This window comes from Seinonella peptonophila, assembly GCF_900129355.1.
GTDB classification, from domain to species: domain Bacteria; phylum Bacillota; class Bacilli; order Thermoactinomycetales; family Thermoactinomycetaceae; genus Seinonella; species Seinonella peptonophila.
The window spans coordinates 31,948-47,568 of sequence record NZ_FQVL01000007.1; the positions used below are offsets into that span (position 1 = coordinate 31,948).

At 41.7% G+C, this 15,621-nt stretch carries 12 protein-coding genes; 11 read left to right on the forward strand and 1 reads right to left on the reverse strand.

Annotated features, from left to right (window positions below; all coding sequences use genetic code 11):
• Positions 1-81 precede the first annotated feature (81 nt).
• The 6 genes from mfd to BUB71_RS11890 all read left to right on the forward strand — a co-directional run bounded on the left by mfd (position 82) and on the right by BUB71_RS11890 (position 8,226).
• The gene (gene mfd / locus BUB71_RS11865; protein ID WP_073155055.1) at positions 82-3,624 is read left to right on the forward strand and encodes a transcription-repair coupling factor; all 3,543 of its coding nucleotides are present in this window, start codon (positions 82-84) and stop codon (positions 3,622-3,624) included.
• The gene (locus BUB71_RS11870; protein ID WP_073155056.1) at positions 3,608-4,597 is read left to right on the forward strand and encodes a peptidylprolyl isomerase; all 990 of its coding nucleotides are present in this window, start codon (positions 3,608-3,610) and stop codon (positions 4,595-4,597) included. Before mfd ends, BUB71_RS11870 begins: the two co-directional genes overlap by 17 nt.
• A gap of 164 nt (positions 4,598-4,761) precedes the next feature.
• Positions 4,762-5,304: a stage V sporulation protein T gene (gene spoVT / locus BUB71_RS11875; RefSeq protein WP_073155057.1), complete on the forward strand. Its 543-nt coding sequence runs from the start codon at positions 4,762-4,764 to the stop codon at positions 5,302-5,304.
• Between the two features lie 168 nt (positions 5,305-5,472).
• Positions 5,473-7,071: a putative polysaccharide biosynthesis protein gene (locus BUB71_RS11880; protein WP_073155058.1), complete on the forward strand. Its 1,599-nt coding sequence runs from the start codon at positions 5,473-5,475 to the stop codon at positions 7,069-7,071.
• 46 nt (positions 7,072-7,117) lie between these two features.
• Positions 7,118-7,411 (forward strand): hypothetical protein, encoded by a 294-nt coding sequence (locus BUB71_RS11885; RefSeq protein ID WP_139279080.1) that lies wholly within the window; start codon positions 7,118-7,120, stop codon positions 7,409-7,411.
• A 29-nt stretch (positions 7,412-7,440) separates the two neighbouring features.
• Positions 7,441-8,226, forward strand: coding sequence for a peptidoglycan recognition protein family protein (locus BUB71_RS11890; RefSeq protein WP_073155060.1), 786 nt, complete (start codon positions 7,441-7,443; stop codon positions 8,224-8,226).
• Positions 8,227-8,668: 442 nt separating this feature from the next.
• On the opposite strand, the gene BUB71_RS11895 is transcribed toward BUB71_RS11890, so the two are convergent.
• Positions 8,669-9,073 carry a hypothetical protein gene (locus BUB71_RS11895; RefSeq protein ID WP_073155061.1) on the reverse strand — a complete coding sequence of 135 codons (405 nt, stop codon included), beginning with the start codon at positions 9,071-9,073 and terminating at the stop codon, positions 8,669-8,671.
• A 234-nt stretch (positions 9,074-9,307) separates the two neighbouring features.
• On the opposite strand from BUB71_RS11895, the gene BUB71_RS11900 reads away from it, so the two are divergent.
• The 5 genes from BUB71_RS11900 to gpmI all read left to right on the forward strand — a co-directional run bounded on the left by BUB71_RS11900 (position 9,308) and on the right by gpmI (position 15,607).
• Entirely contained in the window at positions 9,308-10,324 is a 1,017-nt protein-coding gene (locus BUB71_RS11900) for a sugar-binding transcriptional regulator (protein WP_139279081.1), read from the forward strand.
• Positions 10,325-10,371: 47 nt separating this feature from the next.
• Positions 10,372-11,376, forward strand: a complete 1,005-nt coding sequence (gene gap / locus BUB71_RS11905; protein WP_073155062.1) for a type I glyceraldehyde-3-phosphate dehydrogenase — start codon at positions 10,372-10,374, stop codon at positions 11,374-11,376.
• 734 nt (positions 11,377-12,110) lie between these two features.
• On the forward strand, positions 12,111-13,292 hold the full coding sequence (locus tag BUB71_RS11910) for a phosphoglycerate kinase (RefSeq protein WP_073155063.1): 1,182 nt from the start codon (positions 12,111-12,113) through the stop codon (positions 13,290-13,292).
• Between the two features lie 15 nt (positions 13,293-13,307).
• Positions 13,308-14,072, forward strand: coding sequence for a triose-phosphate isomerase (gene tpiA / locus BUB71_RS11915; RefSeq protein ID WP_073155064.1), 765 nt, complete (start codon positions 13,308-13,310; stop codon positions 14,070-14,072).
• On the forward strand, positions 14,069-15,607 hold the full coding sequence (gene gpmI / locus BUB71_RS11920) for a 2,3-bisphosphoglycerate-independent phosphoglycerate mutase (RefSeq protein WP_073155065.1): 1,539 nt from the start codon (positions 14,069-14,071) through the stop codon (positions 15,605-15,607). The genes tpiA and gpmI overlap by 4 nt, the downstream gene beginning before the upstream one ends.
• Positions 15,608-15,621: the final 14 nt, after the last annotated feature.

Below are 15,621 nucleotides of genomic sequence, written 5' to 3' on the forward strand. Positions count from 1 at the left end.
AATCTTAGGGAGTAATCGAAAACGGCCTTGCTCGACTGAGACGAGGTCTTGTTTTCTATTCTACGGAGGAGGAACGACATTTTGGGTCCATTGGTTCATTATATAAGACAGGATAAAGATTTCCAGGCTACCGTCTCAGGGTTGCGTGAATATCTTAGGGAACAGTTGGTAGTCGGTTTATCGGGTACAGCGAGAATGGTCTATCTGGCGGCATTACATGAGGAGGTTGACCGACCTGTTTTGCTGGTAACACACAATCTTAATCAAGCCCAAAAAGCTGTAGAAGATCTACAAGAGCTGTTACCCAAAGAAAAAGTCCTTCTCTATCCTGCGAATGAATTGATTACAACTGAGATTGCCTTAGCAAGCCACGAATCCTTAGGGGAAAGAGTTGATGTTCTTTCAAAGCTAACCCAAGGTTTCTCGGGTATTATTGTTGTGCCTTTTTCGGGTTTGCGCAAATTTTTCCCACCGCATCAACAGTTTTCACATGCACATGTAACCCTTAAGGTAGGGCAAGAATATCAAATGGATCAACTGATTGAAAAGCTTGTTGCAAATGGGTATGAACGAGTGGAAAAAGTAGAAAGAATTGGAGAATATTCTGTTCGTGGTGGATTGATTGATCTTTACCCAGTTACTTTCTCAAACCCGATTCGAATCGAATGGTTTGATGATGAGGTTGATTCCATTCGCCCTTTTTCGATTGTTGATCAACGATCATTTGATAAGTGGTTGCAAGTATGTATTCCTCCTGCTCGTGAATTGTTTGCTACAGAGCAAACATTGCAGGAAGCAAGTCTTCGTGTTCAACAATTACTTGATGAGCGGCTATTGGAGGTTAAAGATTCTGAATTAAAACGTAAATTATCCGAAGAAATTCAGTTTGATATTGAACGCTTAAAGAATGGAACGATGTTTACAGGCATCTATAAATATATTTCTCAGATCTATCCACAAGCGGAATCACTATTTGATTATTTACCGCGGGAGACGGTGGTCGTTTTTGACGAATTAACACGAATCATAGAAAATGCACGCCAGATGGAACGTGAAGAGGGAGAATGGCAGACAGCTCTTTTAAAACAAGGGGAATTTTTACCTTCTTTAAAGATATCTCTTACATATGATGAACTAATGTTGCGATGTCCCTACCAACGTCTCTATTTAACTTTATTTATGAGACAGATAACAGGTATTCAACCGCAAAAGATTACCCAGTTTATTTGTAAAGGCATGCAACAATTTCACGGTCAAATGCATGTCTTAAAAGGAGAATGGGATCGCTTAGAGAAGGCCAACTACCGTGTAATTTTCTATGCCAGTAGTGAAGAGCGAATGGAGCGACTTGAAAGAGTATTAGCTGATTATGGAATGGAAGTCGTTCGAACCCAGTCAGGTGAGGCAACCAATGTCCGCGCTACTGTACGGGTTGGTACACTACAAAATGGTTTTGAAATGAGCGGTGTCCGCCTTGCCGTTATTACAGAGAGTGAAGTTTTTACCAATAAACAGCGTCGGATGAGACGAGTCTCGAAGCTAGATCATGCCGAGAAAATTAAAGATTATCAAGAATTAAAACCTGGTGACTATGTGGTTCATGTTAATCACGGAATTGGTCGATATGCGGGAATTGTTACACTTAGTGTAGGTGGCTTGCAGAAAGATTATCTACATGTGCAATATGCAGGAAATGATAAATTATATGTCCCAGTTGAGCAGATTGATCAGATTCAAAAATATGTTGGTAGTGAAGAGCGTGCTCCTCGCGTCTATAGTTTAGGTGGCAGTGAATGGAGCAAAGTGAAGAATAAGGTTCGCTCCTCTGTCGAAGATATTGCGCAAGATTTAATTGAACTTTATGCCAAGCGTCAACAGGCAAAAGGTCATTCATTTAATGATGATACACCCTATCAAAAAGAGTTTGAGTCTTTGTTCCCTTATGAAGAAACACCTGATCAGCTTCGCTCGATTGTCGAGATCAAAGGGGATATGGAACAGATTCAACCCATGGATCGTCTTTTATGCGGAGATGTGGGCTATGGAAAGACGGAAGTGGCGATTCGTGCTGCCTTTAAAGCGACGATGGAAGGGAAACAAGTAGCTTTATTAGTGCCTACTACGATCCTCGCCCAGCAACATTTTGAAACATTTCGGGAACGTTTTGCTGATTTCCCTGTGAAAATTAGTGTTTTAAGTCGGTTCCGAACGAGGAAAGAACAAAAAGTGACGATTGATGGTTTGTCAAAGGGAGAGATCGACATTGTCATCGGGACGCATCGTCTTCTTTCAAAAGATGTTGTTTTCCGCGACCTAGGACTCTTAATTATCGATGAAGAGCAGCGTTTTGGGGTCAAGCACAAGGAAAAGATTAAACAATTAAAACATAATATTGATGTTTTAACATTAACCGCAACCCCCATTCCTAGGACTTTGCATATGGCGATGATGGGCGTTCGAGATCTTTCAGTGATCGAGACTCCGCCAGAAAATCGTTTCCCTGTCCAGACGTATGTCCTTGAATATTCGGGAGCATTGGTTCGTGAGGCGATTGAGAGAGAGTTGGCAAGGGATGGACAAGTTTACTTTCTCTATAATCAAGTGCATAATATTGATCAAATTGCGGATCAAGTTCGACTGCTTGTGCCGGAAGCAAGAGTCGTGGTCGCGCATGGACAGATGCCTGAGACAGAGTTAGAAAAAGTGATGCTCGACTTTTTAGATGGGGAGTATGATGTGCTAGTTAGTACAACGATCATCGAAACAGGTGTCGATATCCCTAATGTAAATACGTTGATCATTTATGATGCGGATAAAATGGGACTATCTCAACTGTATCAACTTCGTGGACGTGTGGGTCGTTCGAATCGGATTGCTTATGCCTATTTTACCTACCAACGTGATAAAGTGCTGTCCGAAACAGCCGAAAAGAGATTACAAGCGATTAAGGAATTTACGGAGCTGGGCTCAGGCTTTAAAATAGCCATGCGTGATTTATCAATCCGGGGTGCTGGTAATCTATTGGGTGCTGAACAGCATGGGCATATCGCTTCTGTTGGTTTTGAACTCTATAGCCAGATGCTAAAAGAAGCAGTAAGAGAGCTACAAGGTAAGAAGGAAGAGCATACCGAATTTGAGCCACAGATTGACCTTACTGTAAATGCATATTTACCGACTGAGTATATTCACGATGAGGAGCAGAAGATAGAACTCTATAAAAAGATTCGTTCGGTACGATTGTTACAAGAAGTCAAAGACTTAGAGGAAGAGATCGAAGATCGATTTGGTGATCTACCTGAAGCTGTTCAGAATTTAATTCGGTTAGCACGAATACGAGCCTATGCGATTCAATATCGGATCGAATCGATTGAACAAAAAGAACATGATATTATCCTCAAAGTGGAAGCGAGCCAAAGTAACCAAATTAATGGTCAACAATTATTTCGGATTGCTCAATCATTTCCTGGACGTGTTCGTCTGTCCTCAGGGCAAAGCATAGGGATCACTTTCAAAACAAAAGGAATGCCTGTAAGAGCTGCACTGGAAATGGTAGAACAATTTTTGATACAATATGAATCGGTTCCGAAACGGAAAGGAGCAGTCCAAAATGCAACTGCTAAATAAAAGATGGATTTCAGCAGTACTGGTTGTTCTCATGAGCCTAACTACGATTTTAGCCGGCTGTGGGAAGGAAGAGCCTAAGAAAAAACCAACAACAAAACAAGAGACTGAAACGGGTGAGTTTAAACCATTTCCAACGAATAGTAAGAAGGTAGTCGCTACCTACGAAAAGGGTCAGATCACAGAAGGGGAACTAAATTTATACATTAATATCCTTGCTTTCATTGATTATAAAGTAGCGATGCTAATGGGAAGTCCACAAATGAAAAATAAGTTAAAAGAATTCAAAGAGATCCTAGTAAAAGGATATGTGGCTGAGTTATTGATCGCGGATCAAGTAAAAGATCAAGATCAGTATCGTAAGAAAGCGGATGAAGAGTTAAGTAAGATTGAGGGATCGATCAAAAATCCAACCACACCTGGTGTGAAAAAGGCATCTACACTGGATGAAGCGATCAAAGATAAGGGCTTTAATCGTCAACAATTAACCGATTTTATTGTACGGAGTTTACAACGGAATGCTTACTTTGATAAACAGATCGAAAATGAAAAATATACAAAAGTGAAAGCAAAACATATATTGATCGCCTTTAATAAAGAGGGCAATGAAAAAGAAAAGCGATCTGATGCTGAAGCGAAGAAACGAGCGGAAGAAGTGAAGAAAAAGCTGGATCAAGGCGGGGACTTTGATAAATTAGCAAAAGAGTATTCTGATGATCCCGGCTCGAAAGATAATGGTGGTCTGATCGAAGGGGCAGCAGATGAGTATGTACCTGAATTCGCCCAAGCGGTGAAGACGATAGAGTTAAATAAAATCAGTGATCCGATTAAAACAGAGTATGGATATCATGTCTTAACTGTGATGGAACGAAATGAAGAGAGTATGAAAGATGCTCCTGATGAGGTAAAACAAAAGAAATTACAAGAATTAAACCAAAAATTTATTGAACAACAAAAAATAACAGTTAAATTATAGGTATCATCCGGTATCGCTAAGATACCGGGTTTTATTATTTAATGCGTGTTTTTATATTTTCCTGTAGAATAATATTATGGAAACAGAACAATACTATGGTTAGTAACGGAAATCGTACCAATAATTAGATGGAATAAATTAAGCGAAAGTGAGGCAGCTAGAGGATGAAAGCAACCGGTATCGTTCGCCGTATCGACGATTTAGGTCGAGTGGTGATTCCAAAGGAGATTCGCCGTACCCTGCGAATTCGTGAGGGGGACCCTCTTGAAATATTTGTGGATCATGATGGAGAAGTGATCCTAAAAAAATATTCGCCCATTGGTGAGTTAAGTGATTTTGCTCAGGAATATGCAGAAGCACTTTATGAAAATCTTCATTTTATCACCATCATCTGTGACCGAGATCATGTGATTGCTGTTGCTGGAGCATCAAAAAAAGAGTATGCAGATCAACCAATTAGTGAGATCGTAGAAACCTGTATGGATCAACGTAGGGTTCAATTGGAAACAAATCGGACTTCGGCTGAGTTGATCAAAGGTGCGCCTGCAGAGTATAGTTCTTATTTGATTGCTCCCATCAACTCAGGAGGCGATCCAATCGGTGCGGTTATCCTCTTTGGTCGTAAAGATCAAGGTAAAATTGGCGAAGTTGAACAGAAAATTGCTAGCACAGCAGCTACTTTCTTAGGTAAACAAATGGAACAATAATCTGCTTTGTTTCAAATGCAAACTGTGACCATACAGTCTAATAAAATCGGTTTTTATACATGTGAAATAGACTTTTATTTAAAAAGAGCCATTCCATCTAGGATTGGCTCAGTTATTTTGATAGATGTGTGATGGAAGATCAGTTTCGAATCAGCTACAATATAGAGCATGGAAAATGTAAAGAAATCTTTTATAAAAGGTATAGCGATTCTTACAATTGCAGGTTTTATTAGTAAACTATTAGGCGCAGTCTATCGTGTGCCGTATCAGAATATGACAGGTGACATAGGAATTTATGTTTATCAGCAAGTTTATCCGATCTATAGCCTTTTTTTGATTCTCGCTACAGCAGGAGTGCCAGTAGCCATTTCGAAACTTGTCTCTGAGCGAGCTACACTCGGTGATACTGTAAGTGTAAAGCGAATTATCAAAATCTCTTCAAGAATGTTATTTGTAATTGGTTTACTTGCTTTTATCCTTTTATTTTTTGGAGCGGATGTGTTAGCGACTTGGATGGGGAATCGAACGATGTTAACAGCCCCAATTCAAGCTGTGGCATGTGCTTTGTTGGTTACACCAATGCTATCTGTTTTACGTGGTTATTTTCAAGGTTATCAACAAATGGAAGCACCAAGTATATCCCAAGTGATTGAGCAACTGATGCGTGTCATCACCATTTTGGTTTCAGCTTGGTTTTTTATGCAGCCTGGATATGGGGTTGTCTGGGCTGGCACTGGTGCTATGTTTGGGGCATGTATCGGAGGAATTTCAGGACTTATTGTTCTTTGGTGGTTTTTACGAAAACAGCATCGAAATGAGCAAAACGTTTTGCCAGCAGAATTCGTACAACCTTCAGCAGGTACTTTGATCAAGCGATTATTCTTTATTTCACTTCCGATCTGTATCAGTTCTCTAGCAATGCCTCTTTTTTCGCTAGTCGATTCATTTTCTATTGGAAACTTGCTTGTCGCAAAAGGTGGAGTCTTACAACAAGTTATCTTGAGCAAGGGTGCTTATGATCGAGCCCAACCTTTGATTCAATTTGCTTCTTTTTTTGCTACAGCATTAGCGCTCTCAGTTGTCCCAGCGATTACAAACGCTTGTGTACGTGGTGAACAACAACGAGCCAAACGGCGGGCAGTGCTTGCTATTCGCTTAACTCTCTTATTGGGTTTACCAGGTTCTATTGGGCTTGCAGTTATTGCAGAGCCTACAAATATTATGTTATTTAAAGACTCTGCGGGGACGGACGCGTTAGCTGTGCTTGCTTTGAGCACACTATTTTCTACACTTGCTTCCACTGCGACAGGTATTCTTCAAGGTGCGGAAAGGATTGCTCAACCTGCTTATTACCTATTGATTGGTGTGGTTGTAAAAATAGCAGCTAATATTGTATTGATTGGGCAATGGGGCGTCGTAGGTGCAGCATGGGCCACGGTTTTAGCATTTTTAGTAGTCTGTCTGCTCAACCTTTGGTCTATTCGACAACGTTTTCCTTTTCAGTCATGGGGCATTCAATGGCTTTTGCGAGCATTATTTTCTGTTTGTATCATGGCGGTAGGTACATACTTCTCTTTAAAAGGCTTTACTTATTTATTTGAAATATGGTTACCAGAACGAGCGGCCATGGCATTTACCTCTCTAGGCTCAGTCTGTGTCGGCATTATCCTTTATCTCTGGGCAATATTACACTTGGGACTTCTGTCTAGAGTAGAGCAAGCGCTGCTTCCAAAAAGGCTTTTTCGATTGATGAGTCGATCCAAATGAACTTGGCGCTGTCCTTATAAGAAAAACCTCTTGAGCGAGTGGAGAGGTGAACGGCAAAGCTCCATTTCGGGCGGTACTTAGCGGAATGGCAGCTGTAACGGTATTTTCCTTTCGAGCAAACTGTTCGAGTCTCCGCAGGCGTATGCTGGAGGAGGCGAGTTATGCCCGACCGTGGAGGCTGCCAGAACGCGATAGTCCTACATCCTCGCAAGTCCGGGTCGGAGCAAAGCCGTTAGCCACGATCACGCGGCTTTGGCAACAAGCTGGAACATCCTTATATAAATGGGATGTTTTTATTTATCCTATTTTACATAAATTTGGTTTATTTAGTTATTTATAGGGTAAAGGGAAAGAGAGGAGATGGTTAAATTGGCTTGGAAATATGGTATTCTCTTTGATGATGCACTGGAGTTTCTCAGTTGGATGAGGTCAAATCTATCTGCGAAAATGACAGAAGTTCATGTTCATCACACCTATAGTCCAAACCATAGTCATTTCAATGGAAAGAACCATCGCGACTTACAAGATCGAATGAAAAAATATCATCTGAAAAGAGGTTTTTCAGATATTGCCCAACATATTACGATTTTTCCAGATGGAAAGGTGATGACTGGTCGCAATGTGAATACACCCCCAGCGTCAGCAACTGGCCACAATGATGCAGACGACGATGGAAAACACCCTTTCATGTTTGAAATGCTGGGGAATTTTGATAAAGGTAATGACAATTTAACAGGGAAACAGTTACAATCGGCAGAACAAGTCACTCGTTATTTTTGGCGTCGTGGGTCTACGATTCGATTTCATCGGGAGATGGCAGACAAGTCTTGTCCAGGGACAGGAGTTGGGAAGACGTGGTTTGTGAATCGAATAAAAAATCAGAAGAGTGAACCCTACGATAAGAATCAAAATTATCATCGAGAGCTAAAAATTAACGATCCAATGTTAAGAGGAGAAGATGTAAAGCGCGTTCAAAATCGCTTAAAATCAAGTCCTGTAGATGGCATTTTTGGTTATGATACAAGGGAAGATGTAGTAGCTTGGCAACGTGTACACGACGAAAAGGGAAAAGTTGTCCCAGCAGGTAAAGGTCTAGCGGCAGATGGGATTGTGGGGCAAAAAACATGGCAAGCATTGTTCGGCAGTGTAACATAAGCAAGTTTGTACCTGCCCCGCAGGATTAGCAAGCGTCAGGTGAGAGGTGCTCTTTCCACTCTCGTAGTAAGGCAATTGTTCAAAAAGAAGAGCATTTGATTGATTGAAGATTGAAGATTGAAGATGCCCAGCTTGTAGACAAAGCCGCGTGATCGGCGGCTCGTGAACGTGGTTCTCGGCGACGCTCCGACCGGGCTTGCAAAGATGTGAGTCTGTCTGCGTTCTGTCAGCTTTCGCGGTCGGGCAAAACTCGCCTCCTGCGGCATCCGCCTGCGGAGACTCGAACAATTTGCCCGAAAGGAAAATGCCGCTACAGCTGCCATTCCGCTAAGATGCGCCCGAAATGGAGCTTTGCCGATCACCTCTCCACTCGCTCATTAGGTTTTTCATCAGTCTGAATCATCTTATTTATTGGGATGCCGTTTTGTATGTAAAACATTGCTCAAACACGTAAAAATAGGGCTTTTGCAAAGTTAATCCATTCGTAGACAACAAAGAACAACAGTAACCATGCTCCAATCCATGAGGCTCTTTGTACATTTTTAGAGTAGAGAAGATAAGTAGCAACAACAAAAATTGCATAGTAAATAAGCCAAATGATCATAAAGATAATAGTTGGAATGCTTGGAAGAACGAAATGTTTCGTATTTGCATATACAGTGATCAGTGGAATCAGGTTCATGATTATAAAATGTAAGGCGACAAGTGCTACCCATGCAAAGAAATACTTCAAATTTTTATTCTCATTGAGGAGCATAAAAATGGCTGTAGCGATAATGATGGCATAGAGTGTGAGTGGAATGAGATTAAGTAAATAAGCGATAAAAGCGAACATGCTTGGAAACAATATGAAAACCTCCAAATATAGAATAATTTAAATGATATTATAACATGTTTTTAGTCTAAGAATGTTTAGACATGTATAGAATGGGAAATATAACCTCTATACGGGTTTGAATCCTTGTCAAACGCGAGGGATTGGGGTATATTTGTCTTGAGGGGAACAACACATATTTTTTTGTCGAGTATGGGACGTTTTTTCTATATGCGGGACATAAATTGTCCCCGTGGAGGGGTTTGTTTGAACGACTTAATCCGTATACAGAAAACTTTATTGCCTGATTTGTTAGAAGTGATGCGGAAACGATATGAAATTTTACGACATATTCACCTCATGCAACCAGTTGGGCGTCGGAGCTTAACCTCTGTCTTATCTATGACAGAGCGAGTATTAAGGGCTGAGGTAGACTTTTTACGCGGACAAGGGTTGATTCGAATTGAATCAATTGGAATGCATTTAAACGAAAGAGGTCAAGAATTACTCTTTGCAATGGAAGACTGGGTAAAAGAGATTTTTGGTTTGACTGAGTTGGAACAGGAACTTGCAGCAAAACTACAGATTGATCAGGTGATTGTCGTTCCTGGTGATTCTGATCAGTCAGAATGGGTGAAGAAAGAGATCGGACGTCATGGAGCGCAATTGCTTAAAAAAATGGTGATTCCAAATCAAGTAGTAGCTGTTGCAGGTGGAACAACAGTTATGGCAGTAGCTGAAATGATGACTCCCGCGCCATCGCTCAAAAGCACTCTTTTTGTCCCTACTCGAGGTGGCTTAGGAGAAGCTGTAGAGTTAGAAGCCAATTATATTGCCTCTGTTTTGGCGAAGAACTCTGGTGGAACCTATCGTTTGATGCATGTCCCCGATCAATTGAGCGATGAAGCATATCGTACAATTATTCGAGAACCGCATATTCAGGCAATGTTAGAAACGCTTCGTCAAGCAAGGATTGTGATACACGGTGTGGGTGATGCGAAGCGGATGGCAAAGAGGAGAAAGTCAACACCTCATCTCCTGCAACACTTGGATCAAACGGGGGCAGTCGGCGAGGCGTTTGGCTTTTACTTTAATCGACAAGGTGATATCGTCTCGCGTTTTCGAACAGTTGGATTGCAACATGATGATCTCAAACAAGTGGAATATAAGATTGCGGTTGCTGGTGGAGCAAGTAAAGCGGAGGCAATTATTGCAGTCTGTGCGAATGCAGAACGTCAGATTTTGATTACAGATGAGGCAGCCGCGGAACAAATTTTGAAATAATGCATTGATAAAAGACCATAATACATCTTAATAGGAGGAATATACAGATGACAAAAATAGGGATAAATGGTTTTGGGCGTATTGGACGTAATGTATTTCGAGCAATGATCAATCATCCAGAATTAGAAGTTGTTGCAGTGAATGATTTAACGGATGCTCAAACATTGGCACATCTTTTAAAGTATGATTCGGTTCATGGCCGATTTGATGCCGATGTGCAAGTAACAGAGAATGGTTTTTCTGTAAATGGTCGAGAAATCCGTGTATTGGCTGAACGTGATCCAGCGAAGCTAAGCTGGGGTGAACTAGGTGTAGAGATTGCAGTTGAATCAACAGGTCGTTTTACCAATCGAGAAGATGCTGCAAAACACTTAGAGGCTGGAGCCAAAAAAGTGATTATCTCTGCACCAGCGAAAAATGAAGATGTTACCATCGTGCTGGGAGTAAATGATGAAGCATACGATCCTGCAAAACATGATGTCATCTCTAATGCTTCTTGCACAACAAACTGTCTCGCTCCACTTGCTAAAGTCTTAAACGACAGATTTGGCATTCGAAAAGGTTTTATGACCACTATTCATGCTTATACCAACGATCAGCAAATTCTTGATCTACCACATAAAGATTTGCGTCGGGCACGAGCAGCCGCTGAATCGATCATTCCAACCACAACAGGAGCGGCAAAAGCAGTTTCGCTTGTACTGCCTGAACTAAAAGGAAAATTGAACGGAAACTCAATGCGAGTACCAGTCAAAAATGTATCTGTGGTTGACTTAGTGGCTGAATTAGAGCAAGAAGTAACAGTGGAACAAGTAAATGGTGCTTTAAAAGCAGCAGCAGAGGGTCCAATGAAAGGAATCCTTGCCTACTCTGAAGAACCACTTGTTTCCATCGATTACAATGGAAATCCTGCCTCTTCCACAATTGATGCATTATCGACAATGCTCTTAGAAGGAAATCTTGTAAAAGTGGTCTCTTGGTATGATAACGAATGGGGTTACTCAAATCGTGTCGTAGATTTAGCTCAGTATATTGTCTCCAAAGGATTGTAATGTACAGAAGTGTAAAGCAGAGGAGCTAGTAATAGCTCCTGCCAGATTGTAGACAAAGTAATCAACTTCTCTCTTTCTAGAGTCATGGTTACGCATTTCGCCTCCAGTTCAGGCTACGAAGGTGTATTCAAGGCGCCGCGACTGCTCGCTCAGGGCGGTATCAACTCGGCTATGCCTCAGACAATACTACCGCCTATTCTTCGCTACACAGTCGCGGCTTTGTAGCGCCTGAAAGTCGGCTACATTGCGAACCATTTCCTCATGGGAATCATACATCTACTTTGTCTAATTCGCTTTCTCAACTTAGGGTTTTTCGTCAGTCTGAGAGGAGCTAGTAATAGCTCCTACTTTATTTATCTTTGCCAATGATTCAAGACTCCCTATAACCGATCTGAGCATCATGCTGCTGAATAAGGACTCGGTTTGCTAAAAGAAGAATGAATATGTATAAGGTAAGCGGAAGAAATCATGGAGTCAATATTTCGAATCGGGCGGAAAATTGCTCCTTAACACGCATTTTTTTACTAAACGCGGCGCCTCGAAGACATCTGTGTAGCCTGAAATGAGTTGAAGCGTGAAATATTGACGGAACCATTATCTATATCTACAAGCTGATGCTTTTCTTTGATAGAATAAATGACTTCTATTTTCAATGTTAGATAAAGGTTAGATTTTGATAAAATAGAAATGAAGTATAAACCTATGACTGGCAGAACGCCAGAGTGAGGGGAAATATGCATAAAAAAACAATCAAAGACGTTGATGTTTTTGGGAAGAGAGTTTTTTGTCGGGTTGACCTAAATGTACCGATAAAAGCGGGTAAAATCACAGATGATACCCGGATACGAGCTGTTTTGCCTACAATTCGATATTTGATTGAGCAGGGAGCAAAGCTGATATTAGCCAGTCACTTTGGTCGTCCAAAGGGACGGGTAGTAGAGTCATTGCGCCTGATTCCTGTTGGAATTCGTTTGCAAGAGTTATTGGAGCAAGAAGTGAAGATGGTGTTGTCTCCTGTTGGAATCGAAGTAAATGAAGCAGTTGATCATTTGCAAAATGGTGAAGTCCTTTTATTGGAGAATGTTCGTTTTGATCCACGTGAAGAGCAGAATGATCCTGCTCTGGCAAAAGCATGGGCAAATATTGCAGATATATATGTGAACGATGCTTTTGGTACTTCTCATCGAGCCCATGCATCGACTGTTGGGATCGCAGAGTATCTACCAGCTGTTGGTGGATTTCTGTTAGAAAAAGAGCTTGAAATATTAGGTTCTGCCTTAGAGAATCCGAAACGCCCGTTTACAGCCATCATCGGCGGTGCGAAAGTGCGCGATAAAATAGGAGTAATCGAACAATTGCTGGATCGAGTCGACTCGCTTTTGATCGGTGGTGGTTTGGCCTATACGTTTGTTCATGCACAAGGTTATGATATTGGACAGTCATTATTTGAAGCAGATAAAGAAGAATTAGCAGCTTCTTTTATGAAACGGGCAAAGGAAAAAGGGGTTGCCCTACATCTACCGATTGATGTAGTGATTGCCTCTGAGTTTTCCGCAAAGGCAGAGGCAAAAGTCGTGCCAATTGATCAGATACCATCAGGTTATCAAGCGCTTGACATCGGACCACAGACACGTGAAAAATATGCTGAGATTGTAAAGGGCTCAAAGTTAGTGCTTTGGAATGGTCCAATGGGTGTCTTTGAGTTTGAACGTTTTGCTGGCGGAACCAATGCTGTAGCACAAGCATTAGCAGATTCAGGATCATATAGCATTATAGGTGGGGGAGATTCAGCAGCAGCGATTAAACAAGCAGGATTAACAGATCAAGTCGACCACATCTCGACAGGTGGAGGCGCTTCGCTTGAGTTTTTGGAAGGTAAAGTTTTACCAGGTATTGCTGTTCTGGAAGATCGTTGAAAGGTGGTAGAAATTGTGCGTAAACCGATTATTGCTGGGAACTGGAAGATGCATAAAACGGTCGCTGAGGCAGAAGGATTTTTGCAGCAATTGATGGAAGAGGCATTGCCACATGACGTTGAAGCAGTCATATGTGCGCCATTTGTAACATTACAAGCACTTGTGATTCAGAGTGCTGGTCGATTTGTCTCAATCGGCGCTCAAAATGTCCATTGGGAGGCCGAAGGAGCTTTTACAGGTGAAATTAGTGTCCCTATGTTGCAGTCTTTAGGTGTTAGCTATGTAATCATTGGCCATTCTGAACGTCGTCAATACTTTCAAGAGTCTGATGAGATGGTGCGCTTGAAAACAAAGGCGTCTCTTGACGGTGGTTTGACGCCTATTGTGTGTGTTGGAGAAAGTCTAGAGGAACGTGAAAATGGAGAAACGGCGAGCGTTATTCAGAAACAAGTCCAACAAGCGCTATTTGATCTTTCAACACATGAAGTAGAGCGAGTTGTGATCGCCTATGAACCGATCTGGGCAATCGGGACAGGGCAGGCTTCAACAGCCGAAGATGCACAAGAAGTATGCCAACTCATTCGTCAAACAATCGCAGCATTATGGAATTTAGAAGTAGCTGACCAAGTACGCGTTCAATATGGCGGAAGTGTAAAACCAGACAATATACGTACATATCTGGATCAGCCAGATATCGATGGAGCCTTAGTAGGTGGTGCAAGCTTAACGGCTGCCTCATATCGTGCGCTGTTATCAGCAGTGAGTAGTGAAGTAAAATGAGCCAACATCGCCCTGTTTTATTAGTGATCTTGGATGGATTTGCGTTGCGTGAAGAAACACATGGAAATGCAGTAGCTCAAGCCAATAAACCGAATTTTGATCGCTATTGGCAACAATATCCTCACACTACATTGCAAGCGAGCGGTCATGCAGTAGGCTTACCAGAAGGGCAAATGGGCAATTCTGAAGTTGGGCATTTAAATATTGGTTCTGGAAGGGTAGTTTACCAAGATTTGACCCGAATTACACGTGCGGTTGAGGATCATTCATTTGATGATAATCCAGTACTTGTTCAAACGATTGACCATGTTAAGCAAAAGGGAAGTGCTCTCCATTTGCATGGTCTTCTCTCTGATGGTGGTGTTCATAGTCATATTTCTCATCTGTTTGCCCTGTTAGATTTGGCAAAAAAACATCAGGTTGAATCAGTTTATGTTCATGCCTATTTAGATGGACGAGATGTACCACCAGATAGCGCACGTCTTTATTTAAAGCAGTTGCAAGAAAAGATGTCTTCCATTGGCTTAGGTCAGTTGGCCTCTGTACATGGGCGTTACTATGCAATGGACCGAGATAAAAGATGGGATCGCGTAGAAAAATCTTATCGTGTAATAGTCGATGGGAAGGGTGAAACAGCGACTGATTCACTTTCTTTGGTTGAAGAGTCATATCAAAAAGGCGTCTTCGATGAATTTATTCTGCCCACTGTGATGTTAGATAAAGTAGGGCAACCTGTTGGAACGCTTCAACCGGACGATGCAATGATTTGCTTTAATTTCCGACCTGATCGCGTGATTCAAATTTCACAGGCATTTGCTGAACCTAGTTTTGCTGCATTTAACCGCTCGCATGATCCTAATCACTTATTTTATGTATGTTTTACCCATTACAGCGACTCAGTAAAAGGCGATATTGCTTTCCTTCCTGCTCATTTGAAGCAAACATATGGAGAAGTGATAGCTGATCATCAGCTTCAGCAACTGCGAATCGCTGAGACGGAAAAATACCCTCATGTAACCTTCTTTTTCAATGGTGGACGTGAAGAGCCATTTCCAGGTGAAGAGCGTATCTTAATCCCATCACCAAAAGTTGCTACCTACGATCTTCAGCCTGAAATGAGTGCATATCAGGTGACAGATGCCTTACTAGAGGCACTTCAAAGCGATCGATTTGAAACCATCATTTTAAACTTTGCGAATCCAGATATGGTCGGTCATTCAGGGAAGTTGGAACCAACGATTCAGGCTGTTCAGGCGGTAGATGAGTGTTTAGGTAAGATTGTTGATCTCGTTTTGTCAAAACAAGGTGTCGCCGTTATTACAGCAGATCATGGGAATGCCGATATGGTCATCGATGATCAAGGGCAGCCGCATACAGCGCATACAACTTTCCCTGTACCATGCATTGTCACACTGCCTGGGGTGAAGCTGCGCGAAGACGGAATTTTAGCCGATCTTACACCAACTATGCTCGATCTATTAGATATTAAACAGCCCCAACAGATGTCAGGTAAGTCGTTAATCAGCAAGAAATAGGAAGGAGAATAAAA